This window comes from Actinokineospora guangxiensis (assembly GCF_042657845.1).
In the GTDB taxonomy this organism is placed as follows: domain Bacteria; phylum Actinomycetota; class Actinomycetes; order Mycobacteriales; family Pseudonocardiaceae; genus Actinokineospora; species Actinokineospora guangxiensis.
The window spans coordinates 196,927-216,625 of the sequence record NZ_JBHSKF010000013.1; the positions used below are offsets into that span (position 1 = coordinate 196,927).

Annotated in this window: 18 protein-coding genes; 5 read left to right on the forward strand and 13 right to left on the reverse strand. The window is 73.0% G+C overall.

The features are described from left to right. The first annotated feature begins 152 nt into the window (after window positions 1-152). The gene (locus ACFPM7_RS23100; protein WP_378249819.1) at window positions 153-812 is read left to right on the forward strand and encodes a lytic polysaccharide monooxygenase auxiliary activity family 9 protein; all 660 of its coding nucleotides are present in this window, start codon (window positions 153-155) and stop codon (window positions 810-812) included. 75 nt (window positions 813-887) lie between these two features. Here ACFPM7_RS23100 and ACFPM7_RS23105 read toward each other — a convergent pair whose 3' ends face one another. The 7 genes from ACFPM7_RS23105 to ACFPM7_RS23135 all read right to left on the reverse strand — a co-directional run bounded on the left by ACFPM7_RS23105 (window position 888) and on the right by ACFPM7_RS23135 (window position 9,342). Beyond that, window positions 888-2,726, reverse strand: a complete 1,839-nt coding sequence (locus ACFPM7_RS23105; RefSeq protein WP_378249820.1) for a glycoside hydrolase family 3 protein — start codon at window positions 2,724-2,726, stop codon at window positions 888-890. A gap of 26 nt (window positions 2,727-2,752) precedes the next feature. After that, entirely contained in the window at window positions 2,753-4,366 is a 1,614-nt protein-coding gene (locus ACFPM7_RS23110) for a glucoamylase family protein (protein WP_378249821.1), read from the reverse strand. Between the two features lie 22 nt (window positions 4,367-4,388). Then, window positions 4,389-5,210, reverse strand: coding sequence for a carbohydrate ABC transporter permease (locus ACFPM7_RS23115; protein WP_378249822.1), 822 nt, complete (start codon window positions 5,208-5,210; stop codon window positions 4,389-4,391). A gap of 1 nt (window position 5,211) precedes the next feature. Continuing rightward, entirely contained in the window at window positions 5,212-6,126 is a 915-nt protein-coding gene (locus ACFPM7_RS23120) for a carbohydrate ABC transporter permease (RefSeq protein ID WP_378249823.1), read from the reverse strand. Beyond that, window positions 6,123-7,397 (reverse strand): sugar ABC transporter substrate-binding protein, encoded by a 1,275-nt coding sequence (locus ACFPM7_RS23125; protein WP_378249824.1) that lies wholly within the window; start codon window positions 7,395-7,397, stop codon window positions 6,123-6,125. Before ACFPM7_RS23125 ends, ACFPM7_RS23120 begins: the two co-directional genes overlap by 4 nt. 99 nt (window positions 7,398-7,496) lie before the next feature. Further along, window positions 7,497-8,516: a LacI family DNA-binding transcriptional regulator gene (locus ACFPM7_RS23130; RefSeq protein WP_378249825.1), complete on the reverse strand. Its 1,020-nt coding sequence runs from the start codon at window positions 8,514-8,516 to the stop codon at window positions 7,497-7,499. 325 nt (window positions 8,517-8,841) lie between these two features. Further along, window positions 8,842-9,342 carry an ABC transporter permease subunit gene (locus ACFPM7_RS23135; RefSeq protein WP_378249826.1) on the reverse strand — a complete coding sequence of 167 codons (501 nt, stop codon included), beginning with the start codon at window positions 9,340-9,342 and terminating at the stop codon, window positions 8,842-8,844. Window positions 9,343-9,535: 193 nt separating this feature from the next. Between ACFPM7_RS23135 and ACFPM7_RS23140 the strand changes: the two genes are divergently transcribed. After that, entirely contained in the window at window positions 9,536-10,588 is a 1,053-nt protein-coding gene (locus ACFPM7_RS23140; protein ID WP_378249827.1) for a LacI family DNA-binding transcriptional regulator, read from the forward strand. Between the two features lie 253 nt (window positions 10,589-10,841). Here the strand turns inward: ACFPM7_RS23140 and ACFPM7_RS23145 are convergent, their stop codons facing one another. Continuing rightward, on the reverse strand, window positions 10,842-11,063 hold the full coding sequence (locus ACFPM7_RS23145) for a hypothetical protein (protein WP_378249828.1): 222 nt from the start codon (window positions 11,061-11,063) through the stop codon (window positions 10,842-10,844). 109 nt (window positions 11,064-11,172) lie between these two features. Here ACFPM7_RS23145 and ACFPM7_RS23150 point away from each other — a divergent pair, with 109 nt between their 5' ends. The 3 genes from ACFPM7_RS23150 (at window position 11,173) to ACFPM7_RS23160 (ending at window position 13,378) form a co-directional block, all read left to right on the forward strand. Then, on the forward strand, window positions 11,173-12,177 hold the full coding sequence (locus tag ACFPM7_RS23150) for a hypothetical protein (RefSeq protein WP_378249829.1): 1,005 nt from the start codon (window positions 11,173-11,175) through the stop codon (window positions 12,175-12,177). A gap of 425 nt (window positions 12,178-12,602) precedes the next feature. After that, window positions 12,603-12,869, forward strand: coding sequence for a hypothetical protein (locus ACFPM7_RS23155; RefSeq protein WP_378249830.1), 267 nt, complete (start codon window positions 12,603-12,605; stop codon window positions 12,867-12,869). Window positions 12,870-12,898: 29 nt separating this feature from the next. After that, window positions 12,899-13,378, forward strand: a complete 480-nt coding sequence (locus ACFPM7_RS23160; RefSeq protein WP_378249831.1) for a helix-turn-helix transcriptional regulator — start codon at window positions 12,899-12,901, stop codon at window positions 13,376-13,378. Here ACFPM7_RS23160 and ACFPM7_RS23165 read toward each other — a convergent pair. The 5 genes from ACFPM7_RS23165 to ACFPM7_RS23185 are packed head-to-tail and all read right to left on the reverse strand — an operon-like array spanning window position 13,375 to window position 19,608. Next, complete coding sequence (locus ACFPM7_RS23165) at window positions 13,375-15,018, reverse strand: thiopeptide-type bacteriocin biosynthesis protein (RefSeq protein ID WP_378249832.1); 1,644 nt, start codon at window positions 15,016-15,018, stop codon at window positions 13,375-13,377. The two genes, ACFPM7_RS23160 and ACFPM7_RS23165, sit on opposite strands and share 4 nt — an antisense overlap. A gap of 9 nt (window positions 15,019-15,027) precedes the next feature. Beyond that, window positions 15,028-16,884, reverse strand: a complete 1,857-nt coding sequence (locus ACFPM7_RS23170) for a TOMM precursor leader peptide-binding protein (protein WP_378249833.1) — start codon at window positions 16,882-16,884, stop codon at window positions 15,028-15,030. Next, a complete protein-coding gene (locus tag ACFPM7_RS23175) occupies window positions 16,878-17,042 on the reverse strand; it encodes a hypothetical protein (protein ID WP_378249834.1) in 165 nt (54 codons plus the stop codon). The genes ACFPM7_RS23170 and ACFPM7_RS23175 overlap by 7 nt, the downstream gene beginning before the upstream one ends. After that, window positions 17,036-18,517, reverse strand: coding sequence for a hypothetical protein (locus tag ACFPM7_RS23180; RefSeq protein ID WP_378249835.1), 1,482 nt, complete (start codon window positions 18,515-18,517; stop codon window positions 17,036-17,038). The genes ACFPM7_RS23175 and ACFPM7_RS23180 overlap by 7 nt, the downstream gene beginning before the upstream one ends. Continuing rightward, window positions 18,514-19,608: a hypothetical protein gene (locus ACFPM7_RS23185; protein ID WP_378249836.1), complete on the reverse strand. Its 1,095-nt coding sequence runs from the start codon at window positions 19,606-19,608 to the stop codon at window positions 18,514-18,516. Before ACFPM7_RS23185 ends, ACFPM7_RS23180 begins: the two co-directional genes overlap by 4 nt. Window positions 19,609-19,699 lie beyond the last annotated feature (91 nt).

The window sequence follows — 19,699 nt, forward strand, 5'->3', positions numbered from 1 at the left end:
GCTTCGGACGGCCCAGCAGTTCGGGAACAAGCCACATACCCGTTCGATGTTTCGTTGACCTTTCGCTGATCGGCACCTACCGTGGAAGGCGCTCTGGGAGCGCTCCCGTGGATCACCGCCCCTTGAGTGAACCGAGAATTGGAGGACCATCCATGCCTCTGCGCAGCACTTCCGGGTCCGTCGCCAGACGAGGTGTCGTCGCGCTCGTCGCCGCCACGCTGGCCTGTCTGTTCGCCTGGACCCCGACCGCGTCCGCGCACGGCACGATCGTCAGCCCCGCCACCCGCGCCTACCAGTGCTGGCAGACCTGGGGCAGCCAGCACACGAATCCGGCCATGCAGCAGCAAGACCCCATGTGCTACCAGGCCTTCCAGGCCAACGCCGACACCATGTGGAACTGGATGAGCGCTCTGCGCGACGGCCTCGGCGGCAACTTCCAGGGCGCGACCCCCGACGGCCAGCTCTGCAGCAACGCCCTGTCCCGCAACAACTCCCTCAACACCCCGGGCCGCTGGAAGACCACCTCCGTCGGCGACACCTTCACCATGCGCCTGCACGACCAGGCCAGCCACGGCGCCGACTACTTCCGCGTCTACATCAGCAAGAACGGCTTCGACCCGACAACCCAGCGCCTCGGCTGGGGCGATCTCGACTTCATCACCCAGACCGGCCGCTACGCCCCCGCCACCGACATCAACTTCACCGTGAACACCAACGGCGCCTACAGCGGCCACCACGTCGTGTTCACGATCTGGCAGGCGTCGCACCTGGACCAGGCCTACATGTGGTGCAGCGATGTGACCTTTAACTAGACCACCTGTCCACTGCCTTCCCCCGGCCGCCCTCGCGGTCGGGGGAAGGTCGCGTCCCGGCTCGCGCGGACGCCGTCAGCGGACCTGGATGCCGTGGCCGAACGGGTAGAGCGGGTCGTCGTAGCCGGGGACGTCCTCCGGGTGGCGGCGGACCTGCTCCATCGACCTCGGCAGGTCGAAGGGCAGCCGGCCGCACGGGGGGATCGCGCCGGTGAGGGCGTCGGCGAAGGCGTCGTCGGTGGTGCCGTAGGTGGCGAGCAGGGTCGCGGTGATCGGTTGGAGGGGGGTGAGGACGGCGGGGCGGTCCAGGGCGACGTCGACCAGCAGGGGGCAGTGCGCGGCGATCCTGGCCAGGCGGGCGGGCAGGCCGGGTGGGAAGTCCAGGGAGCCCTGGTGGAACCAGGATTCCAGGAACAGGTCCGAGCGCGGGTCGAACGGGGCGTGCAGGCGGACGACGGCCAGGTCGGCGTCGTGCGGGTCGGTGACGACGGTGCCGAGGCGCGCGGCGGCGTCCGGGGACATGTTCTCCACGTACACCGTCAGGCCGGGCCGCAGGGGCAGGGCCGCCGGACCATCTTCCGCGGCTTCCAGGACGGTGACCGAGCGGGCCTGGGCGGTGTGGCCCTCCTCGCGGAAGTCCGACCGGCCGACGGTCTCCGCGGCCCGGTCCTCGTCCACGAACGGGTTGTCGAAGAGGCCGAGGCGGAACTTCACCGCCAAGAGCCTGCGCGCCGACTCCTCGATCCTGGCCTCGCTCACCCGGCCCTGCGCGAGGAGGTCCAGCAGGACCTCCACGCACTCCTCACCGCCGAACTGGTCGGCCCCGGCGGCGAGGATGCGCTCCATGCGGCCGTGCGCGTCCAGGTGCTCGACGCCCCAGGCGCGGGCCGGGAGGACCTTGTCGCCGACGTGGTTGTCCATGATGAGTTCCCAGTCGGTCAGCACCACGCCGTCGTAGCCCAGCCCCTCGCGCAGCATGCCGGTGATCACCTGCCTGCTGTAGCCGAAGCCGACCTCCTCGATGTCCTCGCCGTCGACCACCAGGCCGACCGGCATCCCGTAGTAGACCATCACCCCCGCCGTCCCGGCCGCGATGACGGCCGGGAACGGCCGGGTGTGGTCGGCGAAGCGCCCGCCCGGGTAGACCTGTTCGCGCCCGTACGGGAAGTGCGCGTCCTCGCCGTCCTTCTGCGGGCCGCCGCCGGGGAAGTGCTTGCTGGTGCACGCCACCGAACCCGGGCCCAGTTCCTCGCCCTGGAAGCCGAGCACGTACGCGACGCCGAGTTCGGTCACCAGGTCCGGGTCCTGCCCGAACGTCCCGGCCTGGCGGGCCCAGCGGGGCTCGGTGGCCAGGTCGATGGCCGGATGCAGGGCCGCGCGGATGCCGACGGCGGCGTACTCCTGCCGCGCGATGTCGGCGAAGCGCCGCACCGCCGCCGGGTCGCGCAGCGCGGCCAGGCCCAGGGCCTCCGGCCACTGCGAGAACGCCTTGGCCGAGAAGGAGACGCCCGCGTTCTCGATGAAGGCGTGCCGGGGGTCGGTGGAGATGGTGACCGGGATGCCGTGCGGGGTCGACTCGGCGAGGAGTTGGAGGTTGTTGTGCCAGCGGGCCGCCATCCGCGCGTCCCGCAGCACGTGGACGTTGAAGTGCGACAGGTGCTTGCGCCGCACGACCTCGCTCGTCGGCGACTTGCTGATGTCGCCCGCCGCCTCCTTCACCGTGCCGTCGGCGGCGGCCTCGATGACGGTGTGGAACAGCAGCCCCGCCTTCTCCTCCAGGGAAAGCCGTGTGATCAGGTCCGCTACCCGCTCCCCGACCGGGAGGCGCGGGTCCTCGTAGGGGTCCATCACACCGTTGCCGTTGAGATCGCGGAACTCGACACCGTCCGCGGAGACCAGCCGCACGGGCTGCATGCCTCTACCTCCCTCACTCGAAGTGGTCAGACCCGGCTCGCGCCGAACTCCTCGATCCCGATCACCGGCCGCAGGGCGCGCTCGACGGCCCGGGTGGAGAACGCCCGCCGGATCACCCCGCCGCACAGCACGTTGCCGATCGCGCCCATCACCATCGCCTGGTCGAGCGCGAGGTAGCGGCGGGCGATGACGCCCGAGCGCACGGCGACGGCGTCGAAGAACCCGCCCGCCCCGTACGCGCCGAGGTCGTGCTGGATGCCGACGAGGTTGGTGTAGGCGGTGTCGCGCTCGTGCATCATCGCCAGGAACGCCGCGTGCGGGGTGACCACGCCGTCGCCGTAGGCCGGGGTGGGGGCGGTCGCCTCGCGGCACTCGCCGAAGCCGACGTCGTAGTTCGTCATCTCCTGGTCGGAGAAGTACCCGTTGGCGCCGTTGCCCGGCTCGTTGCCGGGCCCCATGCCGAGGGCGTCCACACCGTACTCGCGGTAGCCGCCCGCCGGGTCGCTCGACGGGCTGAAGCCCCAGAAGCCGTACCCGGCCTCGATGAGCCCGTGCTCGCGCTGGGCGCGCACGTGCAGCGGGTGGTTGCGGCCCCACGAGCGCGGCGCCCAGCGGGCCTCGTCGACGAACACGTCGGGCATCAGCTCCTCGAACATGGAACCGCCCCAGCCGGGCACGATCCGCATGCCGCGGTAGGTGTAGGCGCCCTCGAAGACCTCGATGCCGTGGTAGGTGCGGGTCTCCCCCACCGGCTGCATCTCGTGCCAGGCCCAGTCGCAGGAGGCGGGGAAGGTCCGCCACATCGCGAAGTACTGCCGGGCCGGGACCTGCCCGGTGATGATGCCCAGGTAGCTGGTGATGCGGGTCTCCGACACGGTCGTGTCGTAGTGGTGGGTGGTCAGCCACACCGGGTCGCCGCCGATGTGGGTGCCCTGATACACCCCGCCGGGGCGGTTGTGCTCGAACGGGAAGAAGCCGCCGTGGATGAGACCGCCCGGCCGCACCGGGTGCGCGGGGTCGTCACCGGGGTTGTAGAAGGCGTCCCAGCGCATGCGGGCGAAGATCCGCCGCGCCCATCCCGACGCCGCGCGGTCGGACTCGGCGGCGACGAGCAGCGCCGCGCCCAGCCAGCCGTTGTCGACGCTGGAGCAGAACGGGTACACCTTCTCGCCCGTTCCCGGCCAGCTGAGCACCGGTTCGCCGGTGGCCTCGTCGTACCAGTTGTAGAACATGCCGCTGGGCCGGTGGTGCTCCATGCGCTCGACGGTCTTGAGCGTGCGCACCAGCCGGGCCGAGGCCTCACCGCGGGAGATGAGGCCCAGCTCGCGGGCGACGATGGTCGACCAGAGGTAGCCACCGATGTTGGTCGGCGAGGTGTAGCCGGAGCGGTCGGGCGCGGCCAGCGACTCGGGGATGTTGTCGGCGGGCAGCCCGGTGTCCGACGGGGTCATCGCGACGAGGCTGCGCCAGGTGTCCTTCGCCCAGCCGCGCACGCGCGAGCGGCTGGCGGTCAGCACCCGCCTGCGCAACGCGCTGGGGCCGGGGTTCGCGAACGCGGCCGAGGGGACGGCGAGCGCGGCGGCGGCCGCGGCTCCCCCGGCGAGCAGGGTGCGGCGGGTGGGGCGGGCTGGGGTGCTCATGGGACTCCCTTGCAGGTCGGGGTCACTTGATGCCGGTCGTGGCGATGCCTTCGATGAAGCGGCGCTGGAAAGCCAGGAACACGACCAGCACCGGGAGGACGACGATGGTCGCGCCCGCCAGCAGCAGGCCGTACTGGATGGAGTTCTGCCCGGTCGAGTAGAGGGCGAGGGCGACGGGCAGCGTGTACTGCGCCTCCTGCTGGGCCACCACAAGCGGCCACAGGAAGGAGTTCCAGCTGCCCAGGAATGTGAGGATGCCGAGGGTCGCCAGAGCGGGCCCGCACAGCGGCAGGATGATCCTGGCGAAGATGCGCAGCTCGCCCGCGCCGTCGACGCGGCCGGCGTCCAGCAGCTCCTTGGGCAGGCCGATGATGAACTGCCGCATCAGGAAAACCCCGAACGGGGAGACCAGGAACGGCAGGATCAGCGCGGGCAGCGAGTCCGCCAGGCCCGCGTTGACGACGAGCACGTACAGCGGCACGAACGTCACGACGCCGGGGATCATCAGGGTGCCGAGGACGACGGCGAACAGCGCCTTCTTGCCGGTGAACTCCAGCATCGCCAGCGCGTAGCCGACCATCGAGCAGAACAGCAGGTTGCCCAGGGTCACGACCACGGCGACCACGGTGGAGTTGACGAAGTAGACGCCGAAGTCCAGCCGGGAGAACAGCTGCGTGTAGTTGTCCAGCGACGCGCTCTCGGGCAGCCAGGTCGGCGGGTTCGCGCGCAGCTCGCCCTCGCCCTTGAGACTGCCCAGCACCATCCAGGCGAAGGGTGCGACCACGGCGAACAGGGCGACGGTCAGCGGGAGGTAGAGCCACCAGCGGCTCCGGGTGGAGGTCATGTCACGCCCTCTCGCGCAGCAGCCGGAACTGCACGGCGGTCACGATCGCGATGACGACGAAGATCAGGTAGCTCATCGCGGAGGCGTAGCCGTAGTCGCCGAAGCCGAACTGCTCGTAGGTGTACATCGTCGCCGAGATGGTCGAGTTGAGCGGACCGCCGTTGGTCATGACGAACGGCTCCTCGAAGAACTGGAGGTAGCCGATCGCCGTGGTCACCGACACGAACAGCAGCGTCGGGCGCAGCAGCGGCAGCGTGATGTGCCGGAACCGCTGCCAGGAGCCCGCGCCGTCGATGGCGGCGGCCTCGTGCAACGAGGCCGGGACGGCCTGCAGCCCGGCCAGGAAGATGATCATCGCGGTGCCGAAGTTGCGCCACGCGCCCATGAGGATCATCGCGGGCATCGCCCAGTCCGGGTCGCCGAGCCAGTTCGGCCCGTCGATCCCGACCCAGCCGAGCACGGTGTTGATCAGGCCGAACTCGTCCTGGAGCAGGAAGCGCCAGACCACGGCGACCGCGACGATCGAGGTGATGACCGGGGTGTAGAAGCCGAGCCGGAAGATCGCGCGGAAGCGGCTGATGCCCTTGTCGAGCACGATGGCCGCGGCGAGCGCGACCCCCAGCGTCAGCGGGACGCCGACCAGCACGAAGTAGGCGGTGTTGCCCGCGGCGGTGAGGAACGTCGGGTCGCTGAACGCCTTGGCGTAGTTCTCAAGCCCGACGAAGTCCACCGCGAACGGCGTGCGCAGGTCGCGGTTGCGCGTGTCGGTGAAGCTCATGAACAGCGACTGGACCACCGGCCACGCGGTGAAGACGACGAACAGCAGGCAGAACGGGAGCGCGAGCAGCCACGCCGCCCGGCCCGTCCCCCGTGAGGCACGCCCACGGGAGACGGAGCCGCGCGCCGTGGTGGTCACCGGCCGGTGCCGATGGAGTCGGCGGAGGCCTGCGCCGCCTTGAGCGCCGCGGCCGGGTCAGCGCCGGAGCGGGCCACCTTCTCGACCTCCATGTCCAGGGCGGTGATGACCTGCTCCCAGGTCGCGAAGGTCGGCGGGGCCTGCGCGGTCTTGAGCTGCTCACCGAAGGTCGCCAGCTTGGTGTCCGCCCTCAGCGCCGGGTCCTCCCAGGCACTGGCGACCGAGGGCAGGTCGGTGGACTGCTGGTACCACGTGACCTGCACGGCCGGGTCGGCCAGCCACTGGACGAACTTCCAGGCGGTGTCGCGGTTGTCGGTGTTCTTGAAGACGACGAAGTTGGAGCCGCCGACGAAGCTGGACGAGGTCACCTTCGTGGGCATCGGCATCACGTCGTACTTGTCCGCGAAGCCGGGCCCGCCGACCTTCTCGACGGCCGACATCATCCACGGCCCGGAGATGAACATCGGCACCCGCCCGCTGGCGAAGTCCGGCTCGGTGGTCGGCTGTACAGGCGCGGCCTTGTCGGCGATGCCCTCGCTGAAGAACGAGCCGTAGTACTCCAGGGTCTCCAGCATCTGGGGGCTGTCGAAGTTGTAGGCGGCGCCGCCGTCCTTGGTCAGCTCGACGCCGTTGGACCAGGCGAACGGCAGCAGCGACTGCCAGGAGCCGGTGCCGCCCGCCTGCAGGCCGATGCCCCACTTGGCGCCCGCCTTGGTCTGCATGGCCTTGGCCATCTCCTTGAGGCCCTGCCAGTCCGTCGGCGGCGTCTCGTACCCGGCCTTCGTGGCCAGGTCCGTGCGGTAGTAGAGCAGCCGCGTCTCGACGTACCAGGGGATGCCGAAGGACGTACCGTCGACCTCGGTGGTGCTCTGCGCGCCCTCGAAGAACACGCTCTTGTCGATCGACGGCGGGGTCGGGTCGAGCGCGCCCATGTCGGCGAACTCGCCCATCCAGGTGGTGCCGACCATGGCCGCGTCCGGGGTCTGGCCCGCGGCGATGGCCGAGGTGAACTTGCTGTGCGCGGAGTCCCATGGGATGGCGGTGACCTCGACCTTGGCCCCCGGGTTGGCCGCCTCGAACTGCTTGGCCAGCGCGGGCAGCTTCTCCCCCTCGGCGCCCATGGCCCAGACGGTGATGGTGCCGGTCGCGGCGCCGGGGGCGACCTCGGCGCCGGTCTGGCCGTCGGCCTGCTCGTCGCCGCGGCCGCAGGCCGAGAGGACGAGAGCCGTCGCGGCTAAGCCCGCGACCGCCCTGGTTGTGCGGCGTCCCATGGTTCCTCGCTTTCCTGGGGGATGGGGTGAAGGGGGTGGAGTGGGAAGGAGAAGCCCGTGGGGCTCCTGGGTGTGCGGAGCGGGGTCGGGGCCGGGTGGTCAGGGGGTGCAGCCGCAGGAGGCGCGCAGCACGAGGCGGGTCGGCAGGACTCGGGTGTCGGTGGGTGGGCGGTCTCCGCCCACGAGGTCGTGCAGGCGGTCGGCGGCGAGTGCGCCCAGCTCCTGGACGGGCTGGCGGACGGTGGTCAATCCGGGCCGCACGTACCGGGCGGTCATGACGTCGTCCCACCCGACGACGGCGGTGTCGCCGGGGACGTCGCGTCCGGCGTCCTGCAGCGCGGTCATGATGGACAGCGCCAGCTCGTCGTTGGCGCACACGAGGGCGTCGGCGTGGTATTCGCCTGCGAGCAGCCGTCGGGCGAAGGCGAAGCCGTCGTCCTCGCGCAGGGAGATCCGGACCGGCTCGGCGGGGGCGAGACCGTGGTCGTGGTGGGCCTGGCGGTAGCCCGCGTGCCGGTTGTTGATGTCGGGTCCGCTCGCCGGGTCGCCGACGAACAGCACCCGCCGACGCCCGTGCCCGAGCACGTGGCCGACCAGTTCCCTGGCGCTGTCGACGTTCTCGGCCGCCACCGCCTCGACACCGTCGCCGGGCTGCCCGGCGATGACCACCACCGGCTTCTTCTCCGCCAGCGTCCGCACGACCTCGCCGGGGATGGCCGCCGACCCGAGCACCGCGATCGCGTCGACCCTGGTGGCCAGCCTGCGCACGTCACCCACGAGATCCCGCCGCCCGTTGGTCAGCACGAGCACCACCGACTGCCCCAGTTCGGCGGCCCGCGCCTCGAAGCCCATCAGCAGCTCGGAGTAGTACGGCCCGGACAGCTCCGGCAGCACCAGCCCGTGCGCCTCGTGGTGGCGCACGGCGAGGCTGCGCGCCGCCCCCAGCGGCACGTACCCCAGCTCCTCGACCGCGGCGAGCACCTTCTCGCGCGTGCGCTCGGCGACGACCGTCCCGCCCTGCAGCACCCGAGACACGGTCGCGATCGATACCCCGGCCCGGTCCGCGACCGAGTAGATGGTCGCGCCCGGCCCGGTGGCCCCGGCCGTCTTCCGCGCCACGCCGCCTCCCGCATCGTCGCTGATCAGAGTCTGTAAGCGCTTACATAAGGTGAACGCTATGTAAGCGCTTACATCGGGTCGTCACGCCCACTATAAGAAGGTTCGCCGGAAAGACACAACCCCCTCGGCGGGCGCGTTCATGGTCAACAGAAGGCATCTGACACGGCGTTCCAATACTCGCCCACACAAAGTCGTTGTCCTGAACCGTTTTCGATGCCTCAACGCGTCTTGTGTGGACACTGATCCCCTGTCCGACAAAGCTTCCCTGCCTAGGTTCAACCGGGTGACGACAACGGCCGACCCATCGGGTCACGGCGAGTGCGGGTCACGGGGGCACCGGGAACAGGTCCAACCGGTCGACGTAGAGGAACGCGCTGAACCAGGAGTTCCAGTTGGCCACCGCGTAGAACAGCACCATCGTCGCGATCACCGCCTTGGACAGCGGCAGCACGACGCGCTGCAGGATGCCGTAGGCGCTCAGGCCGTCGATGGCTGCGGCCTCCTCCAGCTCGTTGGGCAGGCTCTCGAAGAACGCCTTCATCACATGGGGAACACGGCGACGCCGATGAGCAGGCTGCGCCCCGATCAGCTCGGAGACCTCGGCGCCCAGCTCGGGGTCGAAGCTCGCCCCCCACGCGGGCGGGCGGGTCAGCCGGCCCAGCCCGGCGGTGATGGCCTCGGCCCACGCCACGGGCTCCCCCAGCATGTCGTTCTGGTGCGGGGCCACCTCGCCGCCGTCGGGGTCGGCGCCCGCCCAGAGCCCGACGAGCTGCGCAAGCTTCTCGCGCAGCGACATCGCGGCATCGATCAGGCCCTCCGCTCCCACGACATCGGAAGTCCGAAACTATCGAAACTCTCGCCGATACTAAGATTCATGGGGCGGGCCGGAAAGCCCATTCACTACCAGGTCAATGATTCACTGGGTGAGCAGAACTGCTAGCAATGCTTCTGCGGATAGACTCGGAATCGAAAGTTTCGGAATCGCGCGTCTCCGCGCCCGAGGTCAGACAGGACCAGACATGAGCGCGACCACGGAACCGGAACCGGGCGGCGCCCCGGGGACCAAGGGCCCCGCGTCCATCGCCTCGATCGCGGCCGAGGCCGGGGTCTCGGTGCCGACCGTGTCGAAGGTCCTCAACGGGCGGCCCGACGTCGCCGCCGACACCAGGGCCAGGGTCGAGAGCGTCATCGAGCGCCACCAGTACCGCAGGCGCCGCGCCCGCCAGTCGTCGCGGCCCGCGCTGATCGACCTGGTCTTCCACGAGATGAACTCGGCCTGGGCGACCGAGATCATCCGCGGTGTCGAGGAGGCCGCCGCCGCCGAGCGCGCCGCCGTCGTGCTCTCCGAGCTGGGCGGGGCGCACCGCCCCCGCCGCGAGTGGTTCGACGACCTGCTCACCCGGCGCCCGCTGGGCGTCATCCTCGTGCTGGCCGAACTCGACGCCGGGCAGCGTCACCAGCTGACCACCCGCACGATCCCGTTCGTGGTGGTCGACACCGCGGGTGAGCAGCCGCCGGACGTGCCGACGGTCGGCTCGGCCAACTGGGCGGGCGGCCTGGCCGCGACCCGGCACCTGCTCGGCCTCGGGCACCGGCGGATCGCGGTCATCTCCGGCCCCACGACGATGCTGTGCAGCCGCGCCAGGGTCGACGGCTACCGCAGCGCGCTGGAGGCCGACGGCGTGCCGATCGACCCGGCGCTGGTGCGCTACGGCGACTTCTACGTCAACGGCGGCTACCGCCACGGCCTGGAGCTGCTGGACCGCCCCGACCGCCCGACCGCGATCTTCGCGGGCTCGGACTTCCAGGCCCTCGGCGTCATGCGCGCCGCCCGCCAGCTCGGCCTGTCCATCCCGGACGACCTGTCCATCGTCGGATACGACGACCTGCCGGTGACCGAGTGGATCGGCCCGCCGCTGACCACCGTCCGCCAGCCGCTGCGCGAGATGGCGACCACGGCGGCGCGGATGGTGTTCTCCCTGGCCAGGGGCGAGCGCCCGCCCAACGAGCGGATCGATCTCGCGACCGAGCTGGTGGTCAGGGAGAGCACCGCCGCACCCGCCGCGCGCTGAGGGCTCCGCGAGCCGGGCGCTGTCCCATCGGGCGCACCTGCCCGCGCCAACGTCCGCTCAGGCGCGCCGATCTGCCCTCGGGCCCGCCGTGGGTCCACGGCTACGACGACCCCGGCAACTGCATCCGGGTCAGCCCCGGGACCCCGAGCGCGTTCGCTTCCTAACAGGACGGCGTTCGGAGACGTTCGGAGTCACCCTGGCACCCCTATGGCCCAGCCGATCGGCACGAGCCGGGCCGTAGGGGTGTCCGCCGCTACTCCGCGGCGATGCGCCAGCCGTCGAACCGGGGTTCGGCGAGGGCGCGGGCCAGGCGGGCGGCCAGGTCGGCGCGGGAGATGCCCGCCGCGGTGACCTCGATGTCACAGCCGGCGAGGTCCACGGCGACCTCGTGGCCGAGCTCGGCGCCCAAGCGGGCGGCGGCCAGGACCGCCGGGCTCGGCAGCTCTGGGGGAACAGTGGTTCTGGTCAGCTTCATTCGCACTTCCACGTGATTAGCATGTGGCTGCGGAGCGGGGTCCGCCAGTGGCGTCGGTGGCCGGTAGCTGCCACCGGTGTGTCATCACGCGGACACGGGAGGTGCCTGGGTGGGCCTGCGGGATCTGGGATTCGACGAAGTCGCCGAGCGGGCCTACCGGGCCGCGCTGGACGAGCCCGCGCTCGGGGCGAGCGGACTGGTCGAGCGCCTGCGCCTGTCCAAGGAGGAGCTGGCCGACGCCGTCGACCGACTGGTCGCGCTGGGCGTGGTCCGCCTGGCCGACGACCACCCCGCCGGGTTCGAGCTGATCAACCCCACCTCCGCCGTCGGCGCGCTGATCGAGGAGGCCGAGGAGGACCTGCTGCGCAGGCAGCGCCGGGTGACCGCGGCCCGGTCCGAGCTTTCCGAGCTGGCCCGGCGCTTCGAGCGCCCGGTGGGCTCCACCGGCGCCGACGAGCCCGACATCCAGCGCCTGGAGGACCTGGGCGCGGTGCGCGAGGCCCTGCAGGAGTTGTCGTTCTTCACCCGCTCCAGCGTCTACGCGGTGCAGCCGGGCGGCCCGCAGACCGCGGCCGCCCTGGCGGCGAGCAAGCCGCTGGACATGCGCGGCCTGCGCCGCGGCCTGGACATGCGCGTGATCTACGACGTCGCCGTCCTCGACGACGAGGTGAACCGCGCCTACCTCCGCGAGCTGAGCGAGGCGGGCGCCCAGTACCGCGTCAGCGGCCAGGCCCTGGAACGGATGATCATCATGGACAGCCGCGTCGCGGTCGTCCCGATCGACCCGGCCGACAGCAAGCGCGGCGCGCTCGTCGTGCGCCAGGCCGGGCTCATCACCGGCTTCCTGCGCCTGTTCGAGCGCATGTGGGCCGAAGCCGACGCCCTGCCGTGGGAGAAGGGCGCCTCGGCCAACGGCGAGGACGAGGAGCTGACGGAGGAGGACAAGGCCGTGCTGCGGCACCTGGCCTCCGGCGGCACCGACGAGACCGGGGCGCGGGCGCTGGGCATGTCCGTCCGCAACCTCCGCAGGCGCGTGGCCAAGCTGATGGACCGACTCGAAGCCGAGAGCCGCTTCGAGGCCGGGGTGGCCGCCGCCCGCAAGGGCTGGATCTGACACCCCTTCCGCGCGTCTGGCACCCCGAGCGCACGTGGGGCCTCCGAGCGCGCCGGTGACCGCTCGAAGTCGGATCACCACAGCCAGCGAGAAGTTCCTGTGCACGAGCGCTTTCGCCGCCGCTGCCCCGCTTTCCCCGACGTCCGCTTCCGGCCGTCCCCGGCAGCCTGCTGCCACCCCGCGTCTGTGGTGGCTTCTCACCGGATTCGCTTGCGAACAGGCAGGTCTTACCACTTCCCAGGTCGCGCGGCACAACCGTGCCCGCACCGCCCCACCCTGCGAGAACGGCGATCCGCCGGGCGTCCGCTTCCTGTCAGAGGGCGGTCCGGATGCTGACATCCCGGTGACTGTCCACTTCCGGCTTGCCCACGCAGGATTGCTCCTGTCGGGTCACGAGCGGCAAGGTCCTCCGGAAGGGGAAAGTCATGAGCCACAAGTCGAACAGGGTTCGCGCGGCGGCGGCGATGGGCGGGGCGGTGGCGGCGTTCGCGGTCGTCGCCGGGGTGGTCTTCGGCGGGGTCGCGTCGGCGGACACCGGCCAGGTGCCGCCGTGCCCGGTGCCGGTCCCCACCATCACCCCGACCCTGCCCCTGCCCACCGAGCCCGTGGAGCCCGGCGACGGCGGCGAGTCCGGTGGCGGCGAGGAAGGCTCCAGCGGGGCGTTCCTGTGGGAAGGCTGCCGGGAGGCCTGAGGGCCGACGGCGCGGGCGGGGACGACGTGATGATCACGGTGGCGGTGGTCGGCCAGGGCGAGGTGGCCGAGAGCGTGCGGACGCGGCTGAGCGCCGATCCGCTGGTCCGGGTGCTGGACGCGGAATCGGCGCTCGAACCGGTCGAGGTCCTCGTGCTGGCCGGGGAGGCCGACGGGGAACCGGCGGTGGAGCTGGGGTGCCGGGTGGTCGCGGTGGGGTCGGCCCCGCCGCTGAGCGGGGTGGCCTGCATCGGCCCCGACGACCTGGACAGGCTGCGGCCGCTGGTGTTCGGCGCACCGCGGCTGTCCACTCAGGAAGAACTGGTGATGGTGGGCTACGCGTCCGGGCTGACGCTGGCCGCCGCCGCCCGGCAGGCCGGGGTGCGGCCTGCGACGGCGAAGAAGTACCTGGAGCGCGTCAAGCGCAAGTACACCGACAGCGGGCGCACGGCGTACACCAAGCTCGACCTCGCGCTGCGGGCGCGCGAGGACGGCCTCATCGCGGGCTAGCTGACCGCCTTCCCCAGGGGGATGAGGTACTGGGCGACCTCGTCGACGCCATCGAGCCCGGCCAGCTCGTGCACCAGGTCGTCGAAGAACCCGCCCAGGGTGATCATCGAGAGGTCGAGCGCGGCGGCGCACAGCGCCAGGTTCTGCGCCACGTGGCCGGACTCCAGCGCGGCGAAGCGCAGCGATCGCAGTCCGTAGCGGGGTCGCAGTACCCCGAGGTCGACCGAGAGCACCAGGATGGCGGGCACCGAGCGGATATCGATCAGACCGGGGCGGCGGTCGGTCGAGAACCACATCGAGGACGCCCGCAGGTCATCGACCGTCGGCGCGGAGCCCAGTCGCACGAGCGTCGCACCGTCGGTGTCGACGTGGTAGGTCCCGGACGGAACGTCGTCCACCGAGAGAGCGAGCAGGCGCAGCCGGGTGGCGACCTTGGCCCCAGCACTGGGGAAGGGTCGGCGTTCGTAGCTGCGCCGCACGCCGTCGTCCATCAGGACGGTCCGGCTGCCGAGCGCGCCGTAGGCCCCGCGCAGCAGGCCGCCCAGCGAGGACGCGGGCAGCGAACCGCCGAAGGCGCGGCCCGATGAGCGCTTGCCGAGGGCGGCGCCCAGCGGCGCGTCCAGGTCCGGTCCCGGCGGCAGCGTGATCCGGCGGGCGAAGCGCGCCCACGGCAGCCCGCCGTCGGAGTGCTCGTCGTCGACGGGCAGCGGGCCGAACTGGCCGGGTTCGTAGCGCGAGCGCTCCAGGTAGCGGGTGTCGCTGTAGTCCTCGCCCTCCAGGCCGTCGAGCAGGATCGCGGCGAGCAGCCAGCACAGCGCCCGCTCCTCGTCGGGCGCCACGCCCATCCGGTTGCACAGCATGTGCACCTGCGAGGCCCACACCGCCGCGCGGCGCGGTCCTTCGAGGCCGACCGCCGCCGCGGCGCGGTCGGCGTCGGCGACGTCGGCCGTCCACTCCCCCACCGCGCTGTCGGCGCGTCCGGCGCGCACCGCGCGCAGCGCGGCGGTGACCGGCGTGCCGTGGTCGGCGCGCACCGCGGCGGTGCGGGCCAGAACGGTGGCCGCCGGCAGCATCTCCGTCTCACGCACCCAGCGCCACGCGCCCGCGTGCCTGCGCAGCCACAGCGCGATGGCCCGGTCGCCGAAGCCGAGCGCGACGCCGGTGGCGTAGACCAGCGCCATCGCCGCGGCCATCCTGCGCTCGACCGGGCTCGCCAGCGCGCGCAGCGCGGCGCGGGTGGACGCGGCGAACACCTTCTCGGCGATGGGCAGCGGCTCCTCGCCGCCGTAGCGCTGCGTCTCCGGCTCGTACGGCACGGCGAGCACGGTGCCGTGCGCCGTCCAGCCGGGCCGGGGCTCGCCCTCCGGCGCGGGTCCGGCGGCGACGGCCGCGCGCAGCGCCGCGGCCAGCTCGGCGGCGTCGGCGACGCCGGTCGCGCGGACCCGCAGGTGCGGGCCGCCCATCCAGTAGCGGATGAAGAACCACTCGCCCAGCAGCCCGTCCGCCGCGCGGGCGTCGAGCATCGGGCCGAGCGTCCCAGTCAGGAACTCGTCTGTCTGCGCGGCGGACCAGTGCACGTGCAGGTGCAGGCTGGTCCACCGCGTCCCCGCCGCGATGGCGGGGTCCGCGGTGGCGGTCACGGTGTCCTCCTAGGGGAACGGGTGCGGGTGCAGGTTGTCCAGGTCGACGGCCGGGACGCGGCCGAGGCGCACAGGGACCTCGGCGAGGCGGTCCAGGCCGGTGGTGCGGCGGAACACGTGGCCGAAGGTCATCGGCAGCGATCCGGGGACGATCACCTTCGCCGCGTGCAGGCCGAGGCGGTCGCGGGTGACCGGCTCGGTCTGGTCGACGGCGATGACCTCCAGCCCGGCGCGGCCGAGCCTGCCGACCCAGTCGGCGAGGTGGGCGCCGAGGTCGGTCGGCGGCTCCCAGGCGGGCCAGACCTCCCGCCACGGCGCGGGCTCGGCGCCGGTGAGCAGGAAACCGTGGCGGTCGGCGGCCTCGGCCAGGGCGTTCACGTCGACGTGGTCGTCCAGGGTGCGCACGAGAGCCGGGTCAGCGAGCATCGGGCGCAGGCGGTCGGGGTCGAAGACGTGGATGCGGGGGTCGGCGGCGTTGCGGGTGTCGACGACCACCTCGACGGCCGCGGCCCGGATGGCCGAGAGCGGGTCGGGGTGGGCGCCCGCGGCGAACAGCGTGTTGGGGCGGTCGGGGTGCGGGTCGCGCCTGCGGGTCATGGCGAGCACGACGGGGACGTCGAAGTCGTTTCCGGCGTCGAACAGCAGCAGGTCGTGGCCGAGCGCGTCGAGCTGGTCGGCCAGGTGCGCGGTCTGCGGGTCGTCGTCGGGGACGGCGACGCGCCGCAGCGGGGTGCGCGCGTACCAGGCCATGAGGAACGCGTCGCGCTCGGCGACCTCCAGCAGGCCGTAGAGGATGGCCTCGGCGAGGCTGTTGCCGAGACCGCAGCCGTTGGAGGAGTCGTAGACCATGCGCCGCTCGGAGCCGTCGGGCTTGCGCGGGGTCTGCCAGTAGGCCAGCGGTTCGGGCACCAGGCGCGGCCGGTCGTGGGTCAGCGACCAGGCGTGCACCCACTGCGCGGTCTTGTCGGGGTGGTAGGGGTCGAGCACGAAAGCCGGGTGCGCCTGGAGTTCCGGGTCGTGCGCGCCGAGGGTGTCGGGGTCCACGGCGACGGCCGGGTCGAGGTCGCGGTAGGCGGCCTCCACGGTGGTGCGCCTGCGCCGGGGCCGCATCCCGGTGAGCCGTTCGAGCGCCTCGAAGAGGGCGACCCGCTCGGCGGTGCGGAAGTCGGTGGCCCGGCCGTAGCCCGCGTTGCGCCCGTTGACGCCGGTGACGATCTCGGCGCTGACGAGCGGCAGCGGCCGGGCCTCCCAGCGGAACAGGTGCGCGGCGGGGCCCAGGCGCCAGTCGGCGAGGGACTCGCGCAGGGCCTCGGGGGTGGTGCGGGGATTGGGCAGGCGCAGCTGCGCCGGGTCGGGCAGCGGCTCGGACCCGATCGCGATGGGGTCGGGGCCGTCCTCGGGCAGCGGCGCGCACACCGGGCAGCCGCCGAAGGCGCGGGCGCGGTGCGCCGAGACCTGCGGCGAGTCACCGCGGACGGCGAGCAGCAGGCCGGGCTCCGGGCTGGTGGCCAGCTCGGCGGCCAGGGTCGCGACGAGCGCGGCGGCCGACGGCGGGCAGGCGCCGCCCATGTGCTGGGCGCCGTCGCCGGGTCCGCCGGGTGGCAGCGCGGCGATGCGGGCGCGTTCGGCGCAGCTCACGCAGCCGCGCAAGCCGGGGCCGGTGACCGGGCCGATGAGGGTGAGCGCGCCGTCCCAGCGGATCGGCAGCACCGGGTGGCCGCCGGCGTGGGCGGCCACCGCGAGGGCGTTGGCGTCGGCTTGGCGCCAGCGCTCCATCAGGACGACGGCGGGACCGTCGTCGCGGGGTCCGGTGTGGATGGTCCAGCCGGTGCCCGCGAGCGCGGTGTCGATGAGGTCGGTCAGCATGGCGGCTCTGTTCCGGTGGCGGCGGGCAGGACGGTGGCGGGCTCGGGGTCGCGCGCGGCGGGCGGGGCGGTCAGCAGCCAGCCGAGGATGTCGGCGTAGGGGTCGGTTGGCCGGGGTGGCGGGTCCGCGAGCGCGGTGTCGACGCGGCCGGTCAGCACGGCGATCCCGGCCCGGTGGCGACGGTCAGGCCCGCTCGGGCGAGGTCAGCGGCGGCGGGTGGGGCGGTGCCGTGCCTGCCGCCGACGAGGCGGCCCAGCACGTCGTGCAGCTGGGGCTCGCGCTCGGCCAGCGGAGCGGGCCAGAGCCAGGCGCCGAGGTCGCCGCGCAGGTCGTCGGTGGTGATGTCGGGTGCCGGGAGCGCGCCGGACGGGCCGACGACCGGTGTGCCCGCGATGTGGCGGCCCGCGGCGGCGACCAGGGCCAGGGCGGCGGCGGAGCCTGCGGTCAGCTCGACGGCCCAGCCCAGGACGTCCCCGGACGGGGCGACGGCGACGGCGTGCCAGGCGCCGCCGAGGTCGCGGGTGCCGACGGTGACGTCGAGGCCGAGGCGGTGGCCGGTGGTGCGGGTCCAGCGGGCCGCCTGCGGGTCGGTCCGCCAGTCGGTGTCGCGGGGGGTGCCCAGCGCGGGGTCGGCGTGCACGCGGTGGCGCAGGAGGAGTCCGAGCGCGTGGCTCGCGGTGAAGCCGACGGCGGAGTCCCGCGCCGGGCCGAGCAGCTGCTGCGCGGCGGCGGTGACGGCGGCGAGCCGAGCGGTGTCGGTGGTGGTGCCCGCGGCGGTGACCGGCGCACGCGGACCGTCCACTTCGGCCAGTCCGACCGGCAGCTGCGGGTGGGTGTCGACGCGGACCGGTCGCAGCAGGCCGAACACGGGGTCGGCCAGGACGTCGGCGGCGAGCAGGGCGGCGTCGAGGGTGTCGGCGGCGGGGGGCGTGGAGTCGGGCCGGGTGTGCCGGGTGACGCCGAGGGGATCGGTGCGCACGACCGCCACGGCCGGGTCGGCCGCCATCCCCGCCAGTGCCCTGACCAGGCGGTCGGCGGCGATCCACGCGGCCAGTTCGCGGGCGGCCGGAGTCGGCGCGGATGTCGTTCCCAGTGCGCCGCGGGCGTGCTGCACCAGGGCGTGGGCGGTGTCCGGCTCCGTCACCGGCGAGACGACGATCGGCACCTCGCCGTCGATGACGACGGCGTGCTCGCCGCTCGCGGCGATGACCGGCCCCTCCCCGGGGACGTGCTCGGCACGCACACCGCACCGCACGAGCGCCGCGACAACAGCCGCGCCGAGCGGCCCTCCGGTGACCACCGCGGTGGCGGCGGACAGGCGGCGGCCTGCGTCGGCGGGGGCGTCGGCGAAGGCGGCCAGCCAGTCCGGGGCCCGCTCACCCGCGTACACCATGCCCAGGTCTTCGAGCTGGTCGACGAGCAGCCGGACCGCGGGCCGCGCCGACGGCGGCGGCAGCTCGGTGAGCAGCGCCTCCCGGTCGACGCCCGCGGAGAGGTGCCCGTCGAGCCAGCGCCACAGCGCGTGCACGCCGGTGCCGCCGTCGATGGTGACCGAGCTGTCCCAGCCGCGCAGGTGCAGCCCCGACGTCGTCGCGGTGGCGCGCACCGCCGGGCGCAGCCGCAAGGTGCTCACCGGGCCACCCCCAGCAGCTCCTGCCAGGTCCGGCCGACGACCTTCTCGGTGGCGGCGCTGAACACATGCGCGGCCAGGTAGCGCTCGACGGGCACGAGGTCGTAGAGGGCGAGCAGCCGGTAGAGCACGTTGGTGCCGAAGCGGTAGACGCCGAACTTGCGCTCCATCGCGATCTGCTCGAAGCCGGAGCGGTTGAGCGCGTCGTGATAGGCGCTGTAGACGCTGCGCCTGGTGAAGTCCCAGCGCAGCTCGGTCTCGCCGCCGAAGCCCGCCGCGACACCCGCGTGGCCGTTGCGGCTGCCGACCAGCTCGGCGGTGTCGAGCGCGGCGTCGGCGTGCGCGCTCGCCGCGGTGGTCCAGCCGCGCCAGGCGGCGATCACCGGGGCGAGGTCGGCGGGGCCGTCGTCGCCGTCGGCGATGGCGGCGACCAGCTCGGCCGGGCCGTCACCGAGGGCAGCGCCCGCGCGCTCGAAGCCCGCGCGCAGCGCGCCGTCGGGGTCGGCGAAGGCCAGGTGGTCCTCGACGTGCGAGAGCATCGACTGGTAGCCCGCGCCGATGCCGGAGGGGTAGTTGGCGGCGTGCGCGGCCATCGCGGCGATGGTGGCCGTGACCCGCGCGCCGGAGCTGTCGCCGTTGCGGGCGAGGTAGTCCACAGTGGTCGCCACCGGCTCCATTCCCAGCCGCAGCAGCGCCGAACGCTCGGCGACCGCGCGCTCGGTGCCCAGCAGGGCGGTCAGGGCGGAGAAGTCCGACGGGCGGACGATGACGGTGTTGTCCGGGTGGATCGGGGAGTACGGGCCGGGGATCAGCTCGCGCCTGCCCAGCTCCTCGGCCTGGCGCAGCAGCGCGTCCGGGTCGAGGACGGTGGTCGACGGGTGCTCGGCCAGGTGGTCGCGCAGCGCGGCGGCCGCGGTCTCGGCCACCTCGCGCTCGGCGGCGACGCGGAGCACAGCGTGCGGGCCGCCCAGCCAGTGCCGCTCGATGTGGGCGGGCACGCCCGCGCCGGCCAGCTCGCGCACCGCGGGGAGGAGCGCACGGCGCAGCAACGGCGCCTTGCGCGATTCGTGGTAATAGCAGACGACGTCGTACACGGCCCACTCCGGGATTGACGGGAAAAGCGACGATTGGGTCCGGGATATCTGGATCAGATATCCCGGACCCCCGTATATCGGTAACGCTTAC